Origin of the sequence: Williamsia herbipolensis (assembly GCF_036153515.1) — a bacterium.
GTDB classification, from domain to species: Bacteria; Actinomycetota; Actinomycetes; order Mycobacteriales; family Mycobacteriaceae; genus Williamsia_A; species Williamsia_A herbipolensis.
Map to the genome: position 1 here is coordinate 4,525,439 of NZ_CP108021.1, position 19,203 is coordinate 4,544,641.

The 19,203-nt window shown below is 69.6% G+C and carries 16 protein-coding genes and 1 riboswitch; of the genes, 11 read left to right on the plus strand and 5 right to left on the minus strand.

Annotated features, from left to right (window positions below; all coding sequences use genetic code 11):
- Nucleotides 1-36: 36 nt before the first annotated feature.
- Together OG579_RS21110 and OG579_RS21115 are read left to right on the plus strand one after the other, a co-directional pair.
- Nucleotides 37-3,336: an error-prone DNA polymerase gene (locus OG579_RS21110; RefSeq protein ID WP_328857542.1), complete on the plus strand. Its 3,300-nt coding sequence runs from the start codon at nucleotides 37-39 to the stop codon at nucleotides 3,334-3,336.
- Nucleotides 3,337-3,537: 201 nt separating this feature from the next.
- Nucleotides 3,538-4,791, plus strand: coding sequence for a reverse transcriptase family protein (locus OG579_RS21115; RefSeq protein ID WP_328857543.1), 1,254 nt, complete (start codon nucleotides 3,538-3,540; stop codon nucleotides 4,789-4,791).
- Nucleotides 4,792-4,922: 131 nt separating this feature from the next.
- Here OG579_RS21115 and OG579_RS21120 read toward each other — a convergent pair whose 3' ends face one another.
- On the minus strand, nucleotides 4,923-5,387 hold the full coding sequence (locus OG579_RS21120) for a tRNA (cytidine(34)-2'-O)-methyltransferase (RefSeq protein ID WP_045822098.1): 465 nt from the start codon (nucleotides 5,385-5,387) through the stop codon (nucleotides 4,923-4,925).
- Nucleotides 5,388-5,490: 103 nt separating this feature from the next.
- Between OG579_RS21120 and OG579_RS21125 the strand changes: the two genes are divergently transcribed.
- The 5 genes from OG579_RS21125 to OG579_RS21145 are packed head-to-tail and all read left to right on the plus strand — an operon-like array spanning nucleotide 5,491 to nucleotide 9,708.
- Nucleotides 5,491-6,339 (plus strand): rhomboid-like protein, encoded by an 849-nt coding sequence (locus tag OG579_RS21125; RefSeq protein WP_328857544.1) that lies wholly within the window; start codon nucleotides 5,491-5,493, stop codon nucleotides 6,337-6,339.
- Nucleotides 6,275-6,865 (plus strand): pentapeptide repeat-containing protein, encoded by a 591-nt coding sequence (locus OG579_RS21130; protein ID WP_328857545.1) that lies wholly within the window; start codon nucleotides 6,275-6,277, stop codon nucleotides 6,863-6,865. The genes OG579_RS21125 and OG579_RS21130 overlap by 65 nt, the downstream gene beginning before the upstream one ends.
- A 37-nt stretch (nucleotides 6,866-6,902) precedes the next feature.
- Complete coding sequence (locus tag OG579_RS21135; protein ID WP_328857546.1) at nucleotides 6,903-7,766, plus strand: bifunctional methylenetetrahydrofolate dehydrogenase/methenyltetrahydrofolate cyclohydrolase; 864 nt, start codon at nucleotides 6,903-6,905, stop codon at nucleotides 7,764-7,766.
- Nucleotides 7,767-7,779: 13 nt separating this feature from the next.
- Complete coding sequence (locus OG579_RS21140; protein WP_045822100.1) at nucleotides 7,780-8,115, plus strand: DUF3017 domain-containing protein; 336 nt, start codon at nucleotides 7,780-7,782, stop codon at nucleotides 8,113-8,115.
- A gap of 42 nt (nucleotides 8,116-8,157) precedes the next feature.
- Nucleotides 8,158-9,708, plus strand: a complete 1,551-nt coding sequence (locus tag OG579_RS21145) for an Hsp70 family protein (RefSeq protein ID WP_328857547.1) — start codon at nucleotides 8,158-8,160, stop codon at nucleotides 9,706-9,708.
- Nucleotides 9,709-9,736: 28 nt separating this feature from the next.
- Here OG579_RS21145 and metX read toward each other — a convergent pair whose 3' ends face one another.
- Both metX and OG579_RS21155 read right to left on the minus strand, forming a co-directional pair.
- The gene (metX, locus tag OG579_RS21150; protein WP_408068833.1) at nucleotides 9,737-10,900 is read right to left on the minus strand and encodes a homoserine O-acetyltransferase MetX; all 1,164 of its coding nucleotides are present in this window, start codon (nucleotides 10,898-10,900) and stop codon (nucleotides 9,737-9,739) included.
- Complete coding sequence (locus tag OG579_RS21155; protein WP_045822101.1) at nucleotides 10,897-12,228, minus strand: bifunctional o-acetylhomoserine/o-acetylserine sulfhydrylase; 1,332 nt, start codon at nucleotides 12,226-12,228, stop codon at nucleotides 10,897-10,899. The genes metX and OG579_RS21155 overlap by 4 nt, the downstream gene beginning before the upstream one ends.
- A gap of 60 nt (nucleotides 12,229-12,288) precedes the next feature.
- Nucleotides 12,289-12,416, minus strand: a riboswitch (SAM riboswitch).
- 207 nt (nucleotides 12,417-12,623) lie between these two features.
- Here OG579_RS21155 and OG579_RS21160 point away from each other — a divergent pair.
- From OG579_RS21160 to yhjD, 4 genes are read left to right on the plus strand one after another with little or no spacing between them, the layout of a single operon-like run.
- Complete coding sequence (locus tag OG579_RS21160) at nucleotides 12,624-13,883, plus strand: MFS transporter (RefSeq protein WP_328857549.1); 1,260 nt, start codon at nucleotides 12,624-12,626, stop codon at nucleotides 13,881-13,883.
- Between the two features lie 28 nt (nucleotides 13,884-13,911).
- Nucleotides 13,912-14,739, plus strand: coding sequence for an exodeoxyribonuclease III (locus tag OG579_RS21165; RefSeq protein WP_328857550.1), 828 nt, complete (start codon nucleotides 13,912-13,914; stop codon nucleotides 14,737-14,739).
- 23 nt (nucleotides 14,740-14,762) lie between these two features.
- Nucleotides 14,763-15,770 carry a tryptophan--tRNA ligase gene (trpS, locus tag OG579_RS21170; RefSeq protein WP_328857551.1) on the plus strand — a complete coding sequence of 336 codons (1,008 nt, stop codon included), beginning with the start codon at nucleotides 14,763-14,765 and terminating at the stop codon, nucleotides 15,768-15,770.
- 34 nt (nucleotides 15,771-15,804) lie between these two features.
- A complete protein-coding gene (gene yhjD / locus OG579_RS21175) occupies nucleotides 15,805-16,854 on the plus strand; it encodes an inner membrane protein YhjD (protein ID WP_328857552.1) in 1,050 nt (349 codons plus the stop codon).
- Between the two features lie 5 nt (nucleotides 16,855-16,859).
- On the opposite strand, the gene OG579_RS21180 is transcribed toward yhjD, so the two are convergent.
- Together OG579_RS21180 and OG579_RS21185 are read right to left on the minus strand one after the other, a co-directional pair.
- Nucleotides 16,860-18,185, minus strand: a complete 1,326-nt coding sequence (locus tag OG579_RS21180; protein WP_328857553.1) for a D-alanyl-D-alanine carboxypeptidase family protein — start codon at nucleotides 18,183-18,185, stop codon at nucleotides 16,860-16,862.
- Between the two features lie 26 nt (nucleotides 18,186-18,211).
- A complete protein-coding gene (locus OG579_RS21185) occupies nucleotides 18,212-19,009 on the minus strand; it encodes an alpha/beta fold hydrolase (RefSeq protein ID WP_328857554.1) in 798 nt (265 codons plus the stop codon).
- Nucleotides 19,010-19,203 lie beyond the last annotated feature (194 nt).

Below are 19,203 nucleotides of genomic sequence, written 5' to 3' on the forward strand. Positions count from 1 at the left end.
ACTCGAATACGTGTTCGATTCTCGGTACAGTCGGGTGTGGGTTGGAACGAGGGCCCGCCCACCTGGGCGGAGATGGAGCGGGTGCTGTCCGGGCGCCCGAACCAGGGCGGCCGACCGGGTGAGACGTTCCCCGGCGACGGCAGCGACAGCCCTGCGTGGTCACGCAAGCGCGAACCGTTCCGGGCCGACGACATCGAGCGCGGGCGCACCAGCACCCCGTACGCCGAGTTGCACGCCCACACCTCCTACAGCTTCCTCGACGGCGCGAGTTCTCCCGAGGAGATGGTCACCGAGGCGCACCGCCTCGGACTGTCGGCGCTCGCGGTCACCGATCACGACGGGTTCTACGGGGTCGTCCGGTTCGCCGAGGCCGCCCGCGAGTGGCGCATGCCGACGGTCTTCGGCGCGGAGCTGTCGCTGCAGCACGACGCCGCGCGCACCGGCGTCGCCGATCCCGGTGGCGCACATCTGTTGGTTCTCGCGCGCGGGCAGGACGGATACCGCCGGTTGTCGCGTCAGATGGCGGCCGCGCACATGGCCGCGGGTGAGAAGGGGTTGCTGCGCCACGATCTCGACACCCTCGCCGCGGCGGCCGACGATTCCTGGCTGATCCTCACCGGGTGTCGTAAAGGTGCGGTGCGACAGGCGTTGTCGACCGGTGGTCCCGACGCCGCCGCGATCGAGCTGCGGACTCTGATCGACCGGTTCGGCCGCGACAACGTCGTCGTCGAACTGTCCACCGCCGGATTGCCCACCGACGACGAACGCAACGCGGCGCTCGCCACGCTCGCCGCCGCCCACGGTCTGCACACGGTGGCGACCACCGGAGCCCACTTCGCCGCCCCGAACCGGCGGCGTCTGGCGATGGCCCTCGCCGCGGTGCGCGCACGGTCGAGTCTCGACGAGATCGCCGGGTGGCTCGGCCCGCTCGGGGGCGCGCACCTGCGCAGCGGCGACGAGATGGCGACCCTGCTCGCCGCACACCCCGAGGCCATCGACAACTCCGCGCAGTTCGGTGTCGACTGCGCCTTCGAGCTGCGTCTGATCGCACCGGAACTGCCGCCGTTCGACGTGCCGGCCGGGCACACCGAGAAGACCTGGCTGCGGGAGCTGACCATGCGTGGTGCCGCCGACCGCTACGGCACACCCGCGACACACCCCAAGGCCTACCGACAGATCGAACACGAACTGGCGGTGATCGATTCGCTGAACTTCCCGGGATACTTCCTGGTGGTGCACGACATCGTCGACTTCTGCAAACGGTCCGACATCCTCTGTCAGGGCCGGGGCAGCGCCGCCAACTCCGCGGTGTGTTTCGCCCTCGGTGTCACCAACGTCGACCCGGTGCGCAACAGCCTGCTGTTCGAACGGTTCCTGTCGCCCGAGCGGGACGGTCCGCCCGACATCGACGTCGACATCGAGTCCGATCGGCGTGAGGAGGCCATCCAGCACGTCTATTCGAAGTACGGCCGCGAGTACAGCGCACAGGTCGCCAACGTCATCACCTACCGTGGGCGGTCGTCGGTGCGGGACATGGCTCGCGCACTGGGGTATTCGATCGGACAGCAGGACGCGTGGAGCAAACAGGTCAGCCGATGGGGACGCACGGTCGACGAGGACGAGAACCCCGAGGCCGACATCCCCGCCGATGTCCTCGATCTCGCCGGGCAGGTGTCGGGGATGCCGCGCCATCTCGGCATCCACTCCGGCGGCATGGTGATCTGCGACCGCCCCATCGCCGACGTCTGCCCCACCGAATGGGCGCGGATGCCCGGCCGTAGTGTGCTGCAGTGGGACAAGGACGACTGTGCGGCCATCGGTCTGGTCAAGTTCGACCTGCTCGGCCTCGGCATGCTCTCCGCGCTGCACTACGCGATCGACCTCGTCGCCGAGCACAAGGAGCTGCACGTCGATCTCGCGCGGATCGACCTGGGGGAGAAGGCCGTCTACGACATGCTCTGCGCCGCCGACTCGGTCGGCGTGTTCCAGGTGGAGTCGCGCGCGCAGATGGCCACCCTGCCCCGGCTGAAACCCCGCGAGTTCTATGACCTCGTGGTCGAGGTGGCGCTCATCCGTCCCGGTCCCATCCAGGGTGGGTCCGTCCATCCCTACATCCGGCGACGCAACGGACTCGAGGTGACCGGATACGAGCACCCGTCCATGCGGGCGGCGCTCGAACGGACCCTCGGGGTCCCGCTGTTCCAGGAGCAGCTCATGCAGCTCGCCGTCGACGTCGCCGGATTCGACGCCGCCGAGGCCGATCAGCTTCGACGCGCGATGGGATCGAAGCGGTCGCCGGAGAAGATGCAGAAACTCAAGGAACGCTTCTACACCGGCATGGAGGAGACCCACGGGATCACCGGCGAGATCGCCGACCGGGTGTTCGAGAAGATGGCCGCGTTCGCCAACTTCGGCTTCCCCGAGAGTCATTCGCAGAGTTTCGCGGCGCTGGTGTTCTACTCCTCGTGGTTCAAGTACCACCATCCGGCGGCGTTCTGCGCCGCGCTGCTGCGGGCGCAACCGATGGGGTTCTACTCGCCGCAGTCACTGGTGGCCGATGCGCGCAGGCACGGTGTCGCCGTCCACGGCCCCGACATCAACATCTCACTGGCCCACGCGAATCTCGAGAACAGTGGTCTCGACGTGCGGATGGGGTTGGGATCGGTGCGTCACATCGGCGACGAGGTGGCGCAGGTCATCGTCGACCGCCGTGTCGCCGACGGCCCCTACCGCACCCCGGCCGACCTGGCCCGTCGCGCCGAACTCGGCGAGAGGCAACTCGAGGCGCTGGCGACCGCGGGTGCGTTCGACTGTTTCGGTGGCAGTCGGCGGCAGGCGCTGTGGGATGCCGGGGCGGCTGCGTTCGAGCGAGCCGATCAGCTCGCGCTCGAGGCGTCGCTGACCGCGCCGACACTGCCCGGTCTCACCGATGTGGAGACCGCGGCCGCCGATGCGTGGGCCACCGGGGTCACGCCGAACGTCTATCCCACCCAGTTCCTGCGGCCCCGCCTGACCGCGATGGGTGTCGTCGCGGCCGACGGTCTGCTCGCCGTGCCCGACGGGTCACGGGTCGTGGTCGCCGGGGCGGTCACCCATCGGCAACGCCCGGCCACCGCGTCCGGCGTCACCTTCATCAACCTCGAGGACGAGACCGGCATGGTGAACGTGGTCTGCTCGGTGGGCCTGTGGAAGCGCTACCGCCGCCTCGCCCAGAACGCCACCGCGCTGGTCATCCGCGGCACGGTGCAGAACGCCGAGGGCGCGGTCACCGTGGTCGCCGAACACCTGGAGAAGATGGACCTCAAGGTCGGCACCCGATCCCGCGACTGGCGATAGTGAGCCATGGCAACATGATCAGATGCGTGGTGGGCGAGACGAGAACGGGGTGACACACCCGTCTCAGGGGCAACCCCTGGGTACACCACACAGCGAGACCCTGCGTCCGACGCCGGACCGCACGCTGCGCGTGCCGAACGGCGCCGTGGACAGGAGAATTCGGTCGACTCGCCCGCCACGCATCCGGTGACGATCGAGGCCGTGCGAAAGTATCCGCGCTCGACGGCCGAGATGCTCGCCGCGATCGTCGATGCGGCCGATCCCGAGTGGACGCGAGCGGGTCTCGCCGATGCGCTCTCGGCGCACCGTCGCGGTCTCGACGACGCTCAGGCGGACGCCGTCGCGGGTCACCTTCTCGTCGCGTTTCCCCGCCAACCTCCGGATCGGCGTGACGCGATCGCCGGGCGCATCGTCGAACTGGCGATGCCGCCGCCGCGCCCGCGCCCGGCGCCGCGCGAGCTGTGGGACGGTCTGCCGCGCTACGCCGACTACTCCGCCCTCGCACTCGCCTATGACATGACCGTGCCCGAGCTCGACTGGCTGGCGGACCGCGGAACCTGGTTGCGGTCGAGAACCGGTCCGTTGCAGCACTATCGCGTGACCCCCATCCCCAAACGGCGAGGTGCCCGCGTCCTCGAGATCCCGAAACCGCGACTCCGTGAGACACAGCGACGCATCCTGCGCCGTGTCCTCGACCGGCTGCCGCCTCACCCTGCCGCACAGGGATTCGTCGCCGGGACGTCGCCGGCGACGTTCTCGAGCCCCCACGCCGGTCGGCCGGTGGTCATTCGCATCGACCTCCGCCGGTGCTTCGAGACGATCACCGTCGCCCGCGTTCGTGCGGTGTTCGCCGCGGTCGGATACCCACCCGCCGTAGCCGGCGCGCTGGCCGACCTGTGCACCACGACAACACCGGCGGAACGCCTCGTCGGCGTGGACCCCGTGCACGCGGCGATCCTGCGATCCCGCCACCTGCCGCAGGGGGCGCCGACCTCGCCCGCTCTGGCCAACCTCGTGATGCGCACTCTCGACCGCCGCATCACCGGCTATGCCCACCGACACGGACTCGTCTACACGCGCTACGGCGACGACATGGCCCTGAGCGGCACCATCGACGACCCGTCGGCAGTCGTGTGGGTGGTGGGGCAGATCGTCGCCGACGAGGGTTTCACCGTCCACGGCGACAAGACGCGCATCATGTACGCCCACCAGCAGCAGCGCCTCACCGGATTGGTGATCAACGATCGTCCGCGCGTGTGCCGATCCGAATACGACGATCTGCGGGCGTTGTTGCACAACGCGATACGGACCGGGGCCGGGGCCCAGAATCGCGACGACGTCGGGGACTTCGAGGCCCACGTCCGCGGACGGATCGCGTGGGTCGGGGCGACGAGCCCCGCCCGGCGGCAGAAGCTTCTCGAGATGGCGTCCCGCGTGGACTGGAGCAGAGACTGATCCCGCTGTCATGGGCTCGATCTCGCGTGTCGGGGGTGACTCGCACGCTTGCGTGTCGTTCGCATGCCGTCGGGGGCGTGCGACCAGTGAGCAGGCGTGCAAACGGTGAGAGAGCGCGCGAACGCGATCAGCTAGACCGCGCCCTCGAAGCCGTTCTGACGCCAGGCCTCGTACATCACGATGCTCGCGGCGTTGGCGAGGTTGAGCGATCGGCGACCGGCGAGCATCGGGATGCGCAGTCGTTCGGTGACGTGCGGGTCGGCGAGGACCTCGTCGGACAGGCCGGTCGGCTCGGGCCCGAACAGCAGCACGTCACCCGGCCGGTAGTCGACCGCGGTGTGGAACTTCTCGGCGTGCGCGGTGAACGCGTAGACGCGTTCGGGGGCGAGCGCCTCCCAGGCGGCGTCGAGATCGCGGTGCACCGTCACCGACGCCATCTCGTGATAGTCCAATCCCGCCCGCTTCACCTTCGCCGCATCGAGATCGAAGCCGAGCGGTTCCACGAGATGCAGCTCACACCCCGTGTTGGCCGCCAGACGGATGGCGTTGCCGGTATTGGGGGGTATGCGAGGTTCATGGAACAAAATGCGGAACACAAGCGTCTACTGTGCCTGAGCACCTGTCGAGCACGACGGGGCAGGGCAGACCCAGCGCTTGGCGGTGGTCACGAAACGAACCGGGTGGGACATGCGGGACACGGTGCGCACCACGGCTGGCGTCGTCTGGCGTTATGTCCGGTCGGCGCCCGGCACCTATCTCTGGTTGGCCGTCCTGTTCGTCACCACGGTGATCGCCCATCGCGTCGCGCCCGACCAGCTGACGCACATCCTCCAGAACCGCTCCACCAACCTCCGACACCTGCTGCACAACCCGCTCCCGAGCCTGTTCCGCAGCGCCTTCTGGATCGACGGCAACGGTTGGTTCCTCTACGCGATCGTGTTCTCCCTCATCCACGCACCGGTCGAGCGCTGGCTCGGGACGGCGCGCTGGGTGGCGGTCGTGGTCATCGCCCACGTCACGGCGACCTACATCAGCCAGGGCATCCTCCTGTGGGCCATCGACAGCGGGCGTGCACCGCAGAGCGATCTCGCGGTCATCGACATCGGCGTCAGCTACGGGCTCGCCGGTGTGGCGGGGATCCTCGTCTACCGGATCGCGCGCCGCTGGCGCTGGCTCTACGGCGGTGCCCTGGCCGTCGTCTGCCTCACCCCGATCGTGTGGCCCCTGGTGCACGGCACCCACTTCACGTTCACCGACATCGGCCACCTCTGCGCCGCGATCGTCGGGCTCGCCTGCTACCCGATCACGCGGATCGGTCGACGACGGCCACGGGTCGTCGGCGACCTCCCGCCGGTGTCGCCGCTCCTCGTCGAGCACATGACCACCGAGCCCGCACTGCCCCCGGTGTCACCCCACCTGCTCGAACGCATGCCGGCACCCGCGGTCACGCCACCGGCCCGGCGACGGCGCATGATGGGCATCCATGACCGCCTACGTCGACCACACCTTCGACGAGGAGGACCTGTCGGGCCAGACGTGGTCGGGTGACACCTTCGACGACTGCACCTTCCTCGACTGCGACCTCTCCGAACTGACCACCGAGGCGGTGGTGTTCACGCGCTGCTCGTTCGTCGGCTGTCGTCTCGCCGACTCCGAGCACCGCAGGACCGCGTTCCGTACGTGCACCCTCGACCGTTGCCCGATGCCGGGCGCCACCTTCACCGACTGCAGCCTCCTGGGATCGACCATCACGCAGTCGCTGATGCGGCGGGTGGCCATGACCGACTGCGACATGTCCCTTATGTCGCTGGGTGGTCTCACCCTGCACCGGGTCGATCTGACCGGCTCGCGTCTGCGCGAGGCCAATCTGGCGTCGACGACCGTCACCTCGTCGACTCTGGCGGGCGTCGACCTGACCGGGTCGCGTGCCGTCGGTGCGACGGTCACCGACTCCGACCTGCGTGGGGCGCGGATCGACCCGGCGTTCTGGGTCGCGGCGAGGGTCACCGCCACCGTCGTCGACCACGACCACGCCGTCGACTACGCGCTGGCCCACGGATTGCGGTTGGCCTGAACGCAGGCCCACGGCCCCGATCGGGGACACTGGTGGCGTGACGGCGACAGCACTCGACGGCAAGGCCACCCGCGACGAGATCTTCGTCGACCTCGCGGCGCGCGTGGCGACGCTCCGTGAGGCCGGGGTCACCCCGGGCCTCGGCACGGTCCTCGTGGGCGACGACCCCGGATCGCAGGCCTACGTCCGCGGCAAACACGCCGACTGCGCGAAGGTCGGCATCGCGTCACTGCGCCGCGATCTGCCTGCCGACACCACCACCGAACAGCTCAACGCCGTCATCGACGAGCTGAACGCCGATCCGGCCTGCACCGGCTACATCGTGCAGTTGCCGCTGCCCCCGCAGCTCGACGACAACGCCGCGCTCGAACGCATCGATCCCGGCAAGGACGCCGACGGTCTGCACCCGATCAACCTCGGCCGCCTCGTGCTGGGCACCGACGCGGCACTGCCCTGCACCCCTCGCGGTGTCGTGCACCTGCTGCGCCGCTACGACATCCCCATCGCCGGCGCGCGCGTCGTGGTGGTCGGTCGCGGCGTCACGATCGGTCGCCCGATCGGACTGCTGCTCACCCGCCGCAGCGAGAACGCCACGGTCACGCTGTGCCACACCGGTACCACCGATCTCGCCGCCGAGGTCTCGCGCGCCGACATCGTCGTCGCGGCGGCGGGCGTACCCCACCTCATCACCGCCGACATGGTCAAACCCGGTGCGGCCGTGCTCGATGTCGGGGTGAGTCGCACCGACGCCGGTCTCGTCGGTGACGTCGCCCCCGAGGTGTGGGACGTCGCCGGTCACGTCTCGCCGAATCCCGGCGGTGTGGGCCCGCTGACCCGCGCATTCCTGCTCGTCAACGTCGTCGAGCGGGCCGAGGCCCTGCTGCGGCAACGCACGTCGTGAGCGGTCGCCGACGATGAGCAACCGCGGCCCCGGCCGCTCGGTCGACGATGTCCGTCGTGCGCGCCGTCGACGCTCGGTCCTGGTGCAGATCCCGTTCGTGATCGTGCTGGCGTTCGTGGCCGTGGCGCTGATCTTCCTCATCCTGGATCGCTGGCGACGGGGAGCGTTCGTGTTCGGCGGCGGAGCACTGATGGCGGCCCTACTGCGCGCGGTGCTACCGAGTTCGCGCGTGGGATTGCTGCAGGTGAGGGGCCGTTTCGTGGATGTGGTGGCCATGGCGATCGCCGGTGGCGCGATCATCTGGTTGGCCGCCTCGATCGACGCCCTGGGCACCGGTATCGATCAATAGTCGGTCGCTTTCGCATCGGCCCACCGACTATTCTGGGTCGCGATGACGGCCACTTCTTCGACCGATCCGCGGTCGCCGATCACCACTCTGGGGGTGTCGGCGGGCGGGGGCATGACGCACTTCGCCCTGGTCACCGTCGACGACCACGAGCGCCTCGTGGTCGATTCGCGGGTCATCGAGGTCGACGACACCGACCGGCTCGACCGTGCGGGCAGGGTGAACGCGGGCATCGATCTGATGCTCGGCAGCGCCGCGTCGGCGGGCCTGTCGGTTGCCGCGATCGGCGTCGCCTCCCGTGACTCGGGTCGCCGTGGGGGGTTCTCCTCGCCCGGCTCGGGTCCCCGACGGCAGATCCACCTCCTCGGCGACGCCGAATCGGTCGCCCATGCGCTGGCCGAGTCCGGCGAGATCGCCGCACACGACGAGACGATCCTGCTCGACTGCGGTGACACCGGTGTGACGATCTCGCGGCTGAACCCGGCGACGGGAAAGCTCACCGCCACAACGCGTTCGACCGTGATGTCGGGACACGCCATCGATGGTGCACTCGCCGATCTGGTCGGCGACGCCCTGCCCTCGACCACACGCGCCTCACGCCGGGCGCTGATCGGCGCCTGCCGTACGGCGAAAGAAGAACTCGCCGAACAGGATGCGACGACCGTTCTCGTGCGGGGACGATCGGTACAGCTCACCGCGGACATGGTCTCGGCGGTGAGCGAGCCGATGGCCGAGCTCCTCGCCGACGAGGTCACGGACTACGTTCGTGCCCAGTCGATCCCGGAGAGCACGCCTCTGGTGGTGGTCGGTGGTGTCGCGAACATCGCCGCGGTGCGGCGGGTTCTCGAGCGCGCGACGGAGCGGGCGGTCGTCGTCGCGTCGACGCCCGATCTCCTCGGCGCCGTCGGGGCCGCGCTGCTCGCGCGCCCCAACCGGTCCTCGGCGCTGCGCCTGGCGTTCATCGGTGGCCGCGGACACCGTGACTGGTGGTCGGCGGTACCGCTGGCGATCGTGGGGTGTTTCCTCGCGGTCGCGATGCTCGCGGTCTACGCCTTCACCGCCGCCCTCGACGGATCGTCCTCACCGGTGCGCGACGTCGAGATCACCGCGTCGACGGCAGCGCCGTCCGACGTGCCCACCGGAGGCCGGCCCGACACCGCCACGCCGGTCGTCCGGACGACCTCCGCCGGGGTCGGGGTGCCGAACGACCGGGTGCCCCCGCGGTCGACCGTCGTACCGCCGGCCGGGACGGCCGAGCTGCCCACCACCACGACATCGCCGACGCTGGGCTATCCGAACGGTGGGATGGACCGACGCGAGGAACGTCCCTGGGCGACAACCGAACTGGCGACCCCCGAGGACACCTCCGGTCCGACGTCGACCATCGCTCCCACCAGTCCGCCGCTGACCCCGGATGTGCCGGGGACCCCCGGACCATCGTCGGGGTCGGGTCCGCAGACCTCGCCACCGCTGGTGTCGCCGGTGGTGCCGTCGGATCCCCTCTCGCTCACGCCGTACCCGTTCGTCGCGATACCTGCACCGCGGTCGACGCCGGCGCCGGCGTCGGTCACGCCGACGGTGACACCCGCACCCTGACGCGCCGGGAACCCCGCTGTCCGACGGGTCAGCGGCGGGCGAGTTCCATCGTCCGCTTCAGCAGGTCGGCGATCGCGTCGAACTCGGTGAGGAAGCCGTCGTGTCCGCTGTCGGACTGGATGACGTGCAGCCCACCGACGCAGCCGGGCATGAGGTCGGCCAGCTCGGCCTGGGTCCGCAAGGGATACAACCGATCCGACGAGATCCCGCCGACGATCACCGGGACGTCGCAGCTGCGCAGCGCGGCTTCGGTGCCCCCGCGGTTGCGTCCGACATCGTGGTGGTTGAGCACCTCGCTGAGGACCACATAGCTGCTGGGGTCGAAGCGGCCGGCGAGCTTGTCGGCCTGGTGTTCGAGGTAGCTCTGCACGGCGTAGCGGCCGCCGGAGAGCGGGATCTCGTCTCCCTGAGCATCATTGGCGAACCGCTGGTCGAGTTCGATCTCCGAGCGATAGGTCAGGTGGGCGATGCGACGGGCGATGCCCAGGCCGGCGACCGGGCGCACATCGGTGCCGTGGTAGTCGCCGCCCCGCCAATCCGGGTCGGAGGTGATGGCTGCGATCTGCGTGGTCTGGGTGCCAATCTGATCGGCCGTGGCCCGCGGTCCCACGGCCAGCACGAGCCCGCTGCGGACCCGCTCGGGGTAGCCGATGAGCCACTCGAGTGACCGGGCGCCACCCATCGAACCGCCGAGAACCGCTGCGACCGCGCCGATGTCGAGCGCGTCCATGAGGGCGACCTCGGCGCGCACCTGGTCGAGCACGGTGATGTGGGGGAAGCGGGAACCCCAGGCCCGGCCGTCGGGCCCCGGCGACGCCGGTCCCGTCGACCCTCCGCAGCCACCCAGGACGTTCGCCGAGATCACGCACCACTCGTCGGTGTCGACCGCGCAGCCGGGTCCGATGAGCCCGTCCCACCATCCGGGGAGCGGGTGACCGGGCCCCGGGGCGCCGACGACGTGTGAGTCACCGGTGAGCGCATGGAGCGTCAGCACGACGTTGTCGCGGGCCGGCGACAACGTGCCCCAGCGCTGGAACGCCAGGGTCACGTCGTCGATCCGGCCACCGTTGTCGAGTTCCACCGAACCCACGGACGCGTACGTCAACTCACCGTCGGGGAGACTCTCCCAGTCGGGCGGCGTGGAGGCGCCACCGGCGACGGTGGACGTTCGGGATTCGGTGGTCACGATCAGTTCGCCGCCCGGAATCCCGTCTCGAGGTCGGCGATGATGTCGTCGATCCCCTCGATGCCGACCGCGAGACGCACCAATCCCGGTGTGACGCCTGCGGAGACCTGCTCCTCGGGCGTCAGCTGCGAGTGGGTGGTGGAGGCCGGGTGGATCACCAGCGACCGCACGTCTCCGATGTTGGCGACGTGGCTGTGCAGGGTGAGCGCGTCGACGAAACGCTTGCCGGCGTCGACGCCGCCGACGATCTCGAAGGCGACGATCGCGCCCTGGCCACGCGGTGCGAGCTGCTGTCCGCGCTCGTACCACGGCGACGACGGCAGGCCCGCGTAGGCGACCGACTCGACCTGGGCGTGACCCTCGAGGAACTCGGCCACCTTGCGGGCGTTGGCGACGTGGCGCTCGATGCGCAGGCTCAGGGTCTCGAGGCCCTGCGCGATGAGGAACGCGTTGAACGGAGCGATCGCCGCACCGGTGTCACGCAGCCACTGCACGCGCGCCTTGAGTGCGAACGCCGGTGCGCCGAGATCGGCGAACACCGCACCGTGGTAGCTCGCATCGGGGGTGGTGAAACCGGGGAAGAGGTCCTGTCCGTCGCGCTGTACCCGCCAGTCGAAGGTGCCGCCGTCGACGATCACGCCGCCGACCGCGGTGCCGTGGCCACCGATGTACTTGGTCGCCGAGTGCACCACGATGTCCGCACCATGGGCCAGCGGCTGGATGAGGTACGGCGTCGCCACCGTGTTGTCGACGATCAGCGGCACACCGGTCTCGTGCGCGAGCGCCGAGACGGCCGGGATGTCGAGGATCTCGTTGTTCGGGTTGGCGATGGTCTCGCCGTAGAACGCGCGGGTGTTCGGGCGGATGGCCGCGCGCCACGACTCGATGTCGTCGGGCTGCTCGACGAACGACACCTCGATACCCAGCTTCGGCAGGGTGTAGTGGAAGAGGTTGTACGTGCCGCCGTAGAGACGGGGGCTCGACACCACGTGACCGCCGGTCTCGACCGCGTTGAGGATCGCGTAGGTCTCGGCAGCCTGACCCGACGACACCAGCAACGCGGCGACGCCACCTTCGAGGGCGGCGAGACGCTGTTCGACGGTGTCCTGCGTCGGGTTCATGATGCGCGTGTAGATGTTGCCGGGCTCGGCGAGTCCGAACAGGTCGGCGGCGTGCTGGGTGTCGCGGAAGGTGTATGAGGTGGTCTGGTAGATCGGCAGTGCACGGGCCGAGGTCGCCGCGTCGGCGGTCTGCCCGGCATGGACCTGCTTGGTCTCGAAGGCCCAGTGGGAGGTGGGGTCGACCTCGACGGCGTCGACGGTTGCTTCAGACATCTTCGGAAACAGCTCTCTTTCGGTCGGTGGGGCGACAGTGCCCCGTGGGTCCGACCATCGGACCCGCGCTTGCTGCGGAGCGTCGCCTGCGGCGAACGCCCACAACCTGGTCTTTCACCCGGAGCACCCCACCGCGGTTGGAGGGTTGCCGATCAGCGAGCCGGGGCTTGGCGCTGATACTCATGACCTGGCGTCAAGGATATAACATCGCCGATTTCGTCCCGAAAGGATCCCGCGCAGCCGGATTCGAAAGAATCGACCTCGCGTACCGTGTGCGCGGAATCTTTTCCCGACCTCATGACGTTGAGAATCCCTGTGCGCGGCGACCGATCGCCGTCGATGCCCTGGCGCCCACCGGTGTGCGCCTCCCGAGTTCTGTCGCGAGAGGTTGCCTCATGCCCGTGTCCACCACCGCCCGCCGCAACGCCATCCTCGCGCTGGCCCTGGGTGGCTTCGGTATCGGCACGACCGAGTTCGTGTCGATGGGACTGCTGCCGAGCATCGCCGACTCGCTGCGGATCTCCGAGCCCACCGCCGGCCACGTCATCTCCGCCTACGCACTCGGCGTCGTCGTCGGGGCACCCCTGATCGCCGCGGCCACCGCGCGGATGTCGCGACGTGCCCTGCTGATCACCCTGATGGTGGCGTTCACAGTCGGCAACGGCGCGACCGTCGTCGCCCCGACCTACGGCACCCTCATGGCCGCACGCTTCGTCGCGGGCCTCCCGCACGGCGCCTACTTCGGCGTCGCGGCCCTGGTGGCTGCGCACCTCGCCGGGCCGGGCAGCCGCGCCAAGGCGGTCGGTCAGGTGATGCTGGGACTCAGCGTCGCCAACGTCGTCGGTGTCCCGGCCGCCACGTGGCTCGGTGAGGCGTTCGGCTGGCGCACCGCCTTCGGTGTGGTCGTCGTCATCGGTCTCGCCACCATCGCGTCACTGCTGCGGCACCTCCCGTCGCTGACGGGCATGACCGCGAGCAACCCGGTCACCGAGCTCGGCGCCCTCGCGCGCCCGCAGGTGTGGTTCACGCTGCTCATCGGCGTGGTCGGATTCGGTGGCATGTTCGCCTTCTACACCTACATCCACACCACTCTGACCGACGTCTCCGGTCTGCCCGGCGGTCTCGTCCCGTTCGCGCTGATGCTGTTCGGCATCGGCATGGTGGTCGGCAACATCGTCGGCGGTGCGCTCGCCGATCGATCGGTGATCGGCACCATGGTGGCGGGACTCGTGGCCATCCTGGTCAGTCTGGTGGTGTTCGCCGTGGTGGCGGGGACCGTGTGGGCCGCGCTGCCGTTGGTGTTCGCGGTCGGGGTGACCGGCTCGGCGCTCGTCCCGGCGTTGCAGACGCGTCTGATGGATGTGGCCGACGACGCACAGACACTGGCGGCCGCACTGAACCACTCGGCGCTCAACATCGCCAACGCCGCCGGTGCGTGGCTCGGTGGCCTGGTGATCAGCGCCGGGTACGGCTACCGCGCCCCGTCGCTGCTCGGTGCGGCGCTCGCCGCGGCCGGGCTGGTGGTCCTCGGGGTGACGCTGCTGGCGCACCGTCGCTCCGACGAGGTGGTGGCCCACGACACCCACGCCGATCGCGGGAGCGCCCTCGGCGAGACGAAGCCGGTTGCGGCGCAGGAGATCACCGCCGTCCACTGATGTCGGGACCCCTCGCTACACTCGCCGCGTGTCCCTCACCATCACCTCGGTCAACGTCAACGGCATCCGCGCCGCGGTGAAGGAGCGCAATCCCGACAACCCGGGGATCCTGCCCTGGCTGGGCGCGCCCACGGGCCGTCGGTTCGTGCTCCTGCAGGAGATCCGCGCGTCCCGTGATCGGGCCGCCGAGGCGCTCGCACCGGCCCTCGACGCGGGGTGGTCACTGTCGATGACGGAATCGTCGGTGAAGGGCCATGCGGGCGTCGGGGTCCTCGGCACCGTCGCCCCCGATGCCGTGCGCGTCGGCTTCGGCAGCGAGGAGTTCGACGGCACCGGCCGCTACCTGGAGATCGACGTCGCCGCCGACGGTGACGTCCCCGCGCTGACCCTGGGGTCTCTCTACCTGCCCAAGGGCGCCTCCGACGGACCCAAGCGGGACGAGAAGTTCCGCTTCCTCGACGAGTTCGGCGCCCACCTCGACACGTTGTCCCGGCGACGGCGCGGGGTGGTCGTCGGTGGCGACTGGAACATCGCGCACAGCGAACTGGACCTCAAGGCGTGGAAGACCAATCAGCGCAGCCCGGGATTCCTCCCTGAGGAGCGTGCGTGGGTCGGGGGACTGCTCGACCGCTCCTGGGTCGACGTGACACGAGCGCTCGTCGGCGACGAGCCCGGTCCCTATTCGTGGTGGTCGTGGCGCGGCAAGGCGTTCGACAACGACTCGGGCTGGCGTATCGACTACCACCTCGTCAATCCGGTGATGGCGCGTCGGGCGCGCGCCACCCGCGTCGAGCGTGCCGACGCCTATGACCGGCGGTGGTCCGACCACGCACCGGTCACCGTCGAATTCGCTTGAGGCCGGATGAAACAATGCCCCTCATGAGCAACACCGCACGCGTCCTCTCCGGTATCCAACCGACAAGTGACTCCTTCCACCTCGGCAATTACCTGGGTGCGGTGCGGCAGTGGGTGGCGCTGCAGGACGATTTCGAGGCCTACTACTTCATCCCGGACATGCACGCGATCACCGCGCCCCACGATCCCGTGGCGTTGCGCGAGCGCACGCTGATCAGCGTGGCGCAGATGCTGGCCGTCGGCGTCGATCCGGACCGGTCGACGATCTATGTCCAGTCGCATGTGCCCGAGATCGCGCAACTGACGTGGGTTCTGTCGTGTATCACCGGCTTCGGTGAGGCCAACCGCATGACGCAGTTCAAGGACAAGGCGGCCAAGCAGGGCACCGATTCCGCGGGCGTCGGCCTGTTCACCTACCCCATCCTGATGGCCGCCGACATCCTCGCGTTCCAGGTCGACCGGGTGCCCGTCGGCGAGGACCAGCGCCAACACCTCGAGCTCACCCGAAACCTGGCGCAGCGCTTCAACTCCCGGTTCGGTGAGACGTTCACGGTGCCCGAGGCGCACATCGTGGCCGAGACCGCGAAGATCTACGACCTGCAGAACCCGACGGCGAAGATGAGCAAGTCGGCAGACTCCGACGCCGGCCTCATCAACCTGCTCGACGACCCGAAGCGTTCGGCGAAGAAGGTCCGCTCGGCGGTCACCGACAACGAGCGCGAGATCCGACTCGACTGGGAGAACAAGCCCGGTGTCAGCAACCTGTTGAGCATCCAGTCCGCGCTGACCGGCACCCCTGTCGACGATCTGGTGTCAGGATACGAGGGCAAGGGGTACGGCGACCTCAAGGTCGACACCGCCACCGTGCTGGCCGACTTCGTGGCACCTCTGCGTGGGCGTGTCGACGAGCTGATGTCCGACCGCGCCGAACTGGACGCGATCCTCGCCCGGGGTGCCGACCGTGCCCGGGAGGTCGCCGCGCAGACGCTGGCGAGCGCCTATGACAAGGTGGGGTTCCTGCCGCGACGATGACGCGCGCGAAGACGAGTCGACGAGCGGAGTGACCATGGCCGACACCGACGAGACATCGACCGAGAAGGGACCGTCGCGCCTCGAACAGCTGCGGGCGCGGTATCCCTGGCTCGACCACCTGGTGCGGGCCGGTGGACGCTACCAGGATTCCAAGGGCGACTTCTTCGCCGCCGGTGCCACCTACTTCAGCATCCTGGCGCTGTTCCCGCTCCTCATGATCGGTTTCGCCGCAGCGGGATTCGTCTTCACCGCCAGCCCCGGGCTCCTCGACGACGCGAAGAACAAGATCGCCGACTCGGTCCAGGGCGACATGGGCAATCAGCTCCAGGACCTCATGGACCAGGCAATCAGTTCCCGTGCGTCGATCGGCGTGATCGGTCTGGTGCTCGCGCTCTACTCCGGGCTGGGGTGGATGGCCAACCTGCGCAACGCCCTGACCGTGCAGTGGGGAGCCGAGCCCCCGGCGTCGACGTTCCTCAAGACCAAGATCGGCGACCTGGGTGCCCTGCTGGGGCTGTTCCTCGCGCTGGTGGTGTCGTTCGGACTGTCGGCGATCGCGGGGAGCGGACTGACCACGACGATCCTCGAGTTCGTCGGGCTCGATCACGTGCCCGGAGTGTTCATCGTCGTCCGCGTGCTGTCGATCGTGGTGTCGTTGGTCGCCTCGACGCTGCTGTTCACCTGGGTCATCGCCCGGCTGCCGCGGATCCCGCTGCCGTATCGCAACGCCGCGAAGGCCGGTCTGCTCACCGCGGTGGTCTTCGAGATCTTCAAGTTCATCGCGACCTTCTACCTGAAGGGCGTCACCAGCGGTCCCGCCGGAGCCACCTTCGGCCCCATCATCGGCATCATGGTGTTCGCCTTCTTCACCACGCGGATCATCCTTTTCGCGACCGCATGGGCGGCGACCGATCCGATGAACGCGCAATACCAGGCCGCTGCGGTGCCCGATCCGGTGACGATCGCACCCGTGGTCGCGATCCGGCCCGAGCCGTCGGCGGTCACCCTCGCGGCGACCGCGCTCACGGGCGCGGCGGCCGCACTCGGGTACTCACGACTGCGCGCGCGCCGTCACCGACGCTGAACGCGTCAGCGTGATCGGCGGTTGACCCGCAACGCCGCGTAGACCAGCCCGAGGATGACGACGAGCCCCACGCCGCCGAACAGCAGTCGGTCGGTCCACGGCGAGCCGGAGGCGCCGTCCTCGGACGAGGGGTAGGCGACCGCACCGCTGTGGCCGTCGCCCGACGACGCCCGGCCGGCCGACGGGTCCGACGCCGACGAGTCGGAGGTCGTCTCGTCGACCAGCCGCCCCACCGACTCGCCCGTCGGGATGCCGAATCCGAGATCGAGGAGCCCTTTCGCCTGGTCCCAGTAGGAGTCGTCGACCTCGTTGAGGCCATACATCTGCACCACGATCAGCGTGCGACCGGACCGCTCGACCGCGCCGACGAACGTCTTGCGGGCGTCGTCGGTGTACCCCGTCTTCCCGCCGATGATGCCGGGGTAGTCGTCGAGGAGCAGTCGGTTCTGGGTCTGCATCATGTAGCCCGGGTGCGGTTTGTCGTTCGGCACGTCGGCGAGCGGCGGGTAGCCCGGGAACGGCGCGTTCACGTGCGAGATGAGGTCGCGGAACGTCGAGTTCTTCAGGGCCGCGCGGAAGATCAGCGCGAGATCGTAGGGGGAGGTGCTCATCCCGGGGGCGTCGAGCCCCGAGGGTGACGCCGCGCGGGTGTCCTCGGCGCCCAGTCGGTGGGCCATCTCGTTCATCTTCCCGACCGCGACCTCGTAGCCGCCGAGTTCCCGGGCCAGTGCGTTGGCGCAGTCGTTGCCCGACACCATCAGCAGACCCTGCAGCAGTTGTCGCACGGTGTAGCGGCCGTCGGGACCGATCCCGGCCGAGTCGCCCTCCATGCTGTAGTCCGCGCGGGTACCGGTGACGGTGGTGTCGAGATCGAGTTCGTCGAGGGCGACCAGTGCCAGCAGCGTCTTGATGGTGCTGGCGGGACGGTAACGGCCGTGCGGGTCCTTCGCGGCGAGGACGGCGCCGGTTCCCGCGTCGGCGACCAGCCAGCCGGCCGAGGTGATGCCGCGGGGGATCGACGCGGCGTTGCCGGCGGTGACGACGCCACATGCGCCGAGCTTCTCGCCGCCGACCGGCGGGTCGGGCACCGGTAGCGGAGCCGGGGCCGCCTGCCCCGAGGGCGGTACCTCCGAGGTGTCCACGGCCGCCGCAGGGGATGTGCGGTAGGGGCACCTCTCGGTGTCGGGTGTGCTCGGCGGCCCTGCCGTCGGCGTCGGGACGACGGGGTCCGCCGACACCGCGGGGGCGCCGAACGTCGCGCACGCGACGACCACGGCGACGGCCGACACCGACGCGGCGAGGATTCGGGACGATCGGCGCAGGGCTGGCATCGAGGTCGAAAGTACCCCGACGAACCTCAGGCCCCGAGGAACCGCGCGGCGCGTGCTCCCCACTGTCGGACGTGGTCGGGTTCGGTGGCGATCTCGAGCGTCGCGTCGGGGAGGAGTTCGGCGAGCCGTTGTGCGGTGCTGACCGGGTGTCCGGCGTCGGTGTCCCAGGGCAGCAGCAGCGTGGGGTGGGTGATCTGCGTGACGCTCTCGACGTCGGGGAGGTCGGACTGCGCCGCGCCTCTCATCACCGAGGGCAACAGCCCGACGTCGACGGCGGGAGGACGCGGCTCGGTCGACCATCCGCCCGCGGTGATGATCGGCGGCGGAGGCATGGCGGACACCATCGCGAACAGGGCATCGAGACCCTCGTTCTCGAGGAGGGTCGCGGTGCTCAGGTACCCGCTCGAGTGGCCCGCGCGAGTTTCCCAGGCGGTGGGAGTGAGCGACAGGACGAGTCGTCGGAAGCGGTGGGGAGCGCGCAGGACGGCCCAGAGGATGGCCGCCGAGCCCATCGATGCACCGATGGCGTCGACGGGTTCCTCGGGCGACACCGCGTCGATCACGGCCAACAGGTCGTCGGCGAGCGCGGTCCAGATGTAATCCGCCGGGACCGGCCGTCCGGTCGACTCGCCGTGGCCGCGCGCGTCGAACCGCACGAGCTCGCGGTCGTCGCCGTCGACGGGCGTCCAGTCGAAGATGCCGCTCTCGTCGTCGAACCGGCGGCTGGAGGACATGCCGTGGGCGTAGACGGCGATCGGTCGCGCCCCCGACGGGCGGTCGACAGCGAGATCAGCACCGTCGCGGGGGATTCGGAGGTCGGTCACCGGGCAGACGATAGGCGTAGGCCGAAACTGTACGGATGTCGGGAACCGTTTTCGGGCTCGGGAACAATCCTCGGCCCGGATGGCGTTACATCACCCGACGGGCCCGATTCACTGCCCCGGGTACCACCCCATTTGCCGCCACGAGCGGCCTTCTGCCGAGAGGCGCAATGGCGGGTCCGTCCTCCGCGTGGCCG

Bases quoted from the DNA above. Each gene is read 5' to 3' on its own strand.
- OG579_RS21130 (WP_328857545.1), top strand. From the start codon at position 6,275: ATGACCGCCTACGTCGACCACACCTTCGACGAGGAGGACCTGTCGGGC.
- OG579_RS21140 (WP_045822100.1), top strand. From the start codon at position 7,780: ATGAGCAACCGCGGCCCCGGCCGCTCGGTCGACGATGTCCGTCGTGCG.
- OG579_RS21145 (WP_328857547.1), top strand. From the start codon at position 8,158: ATGACGGCCACTTCTTCGACCGATCCGCGGTCGCCGATCACCACTCTG.
- OG579_RS21155 (WP_045822101.1), bottom strand. From the start codon at position 12,228: ATGTCTGAAGCAACCGTCGACGCCGTCGAGGTCGACCCCACCTCCCAC.
- OG579_RS21160 (WP_328857549.1), top strand. From the start codon at position 12,624: ATGCCCGTGTCCACCACCGCCCGCCGCAACGCCATCCTCGCGCTGGCC.
- trpS (WP_328857551.1), top strand. From the start codon at position 14,763: ATGAGCAACACCGCACGCGTCCTCTCCGGTATCCAACCGACAAGTGAC.
- yhjD (WP_328857552.1), top strand. From the start codon at position 15,805: ATGGCCGACACCGACGAGACATCGACCGAGAAGGGACCGTCGCGCCTC.
- OG579_RS21180 (WP_328857553.1), bottom strand. From the start codon at position 18,185: ATGCCAGCCCTGCGCCGATCGTCCCGAATCCTCGCCGCGTCGGTGTCG.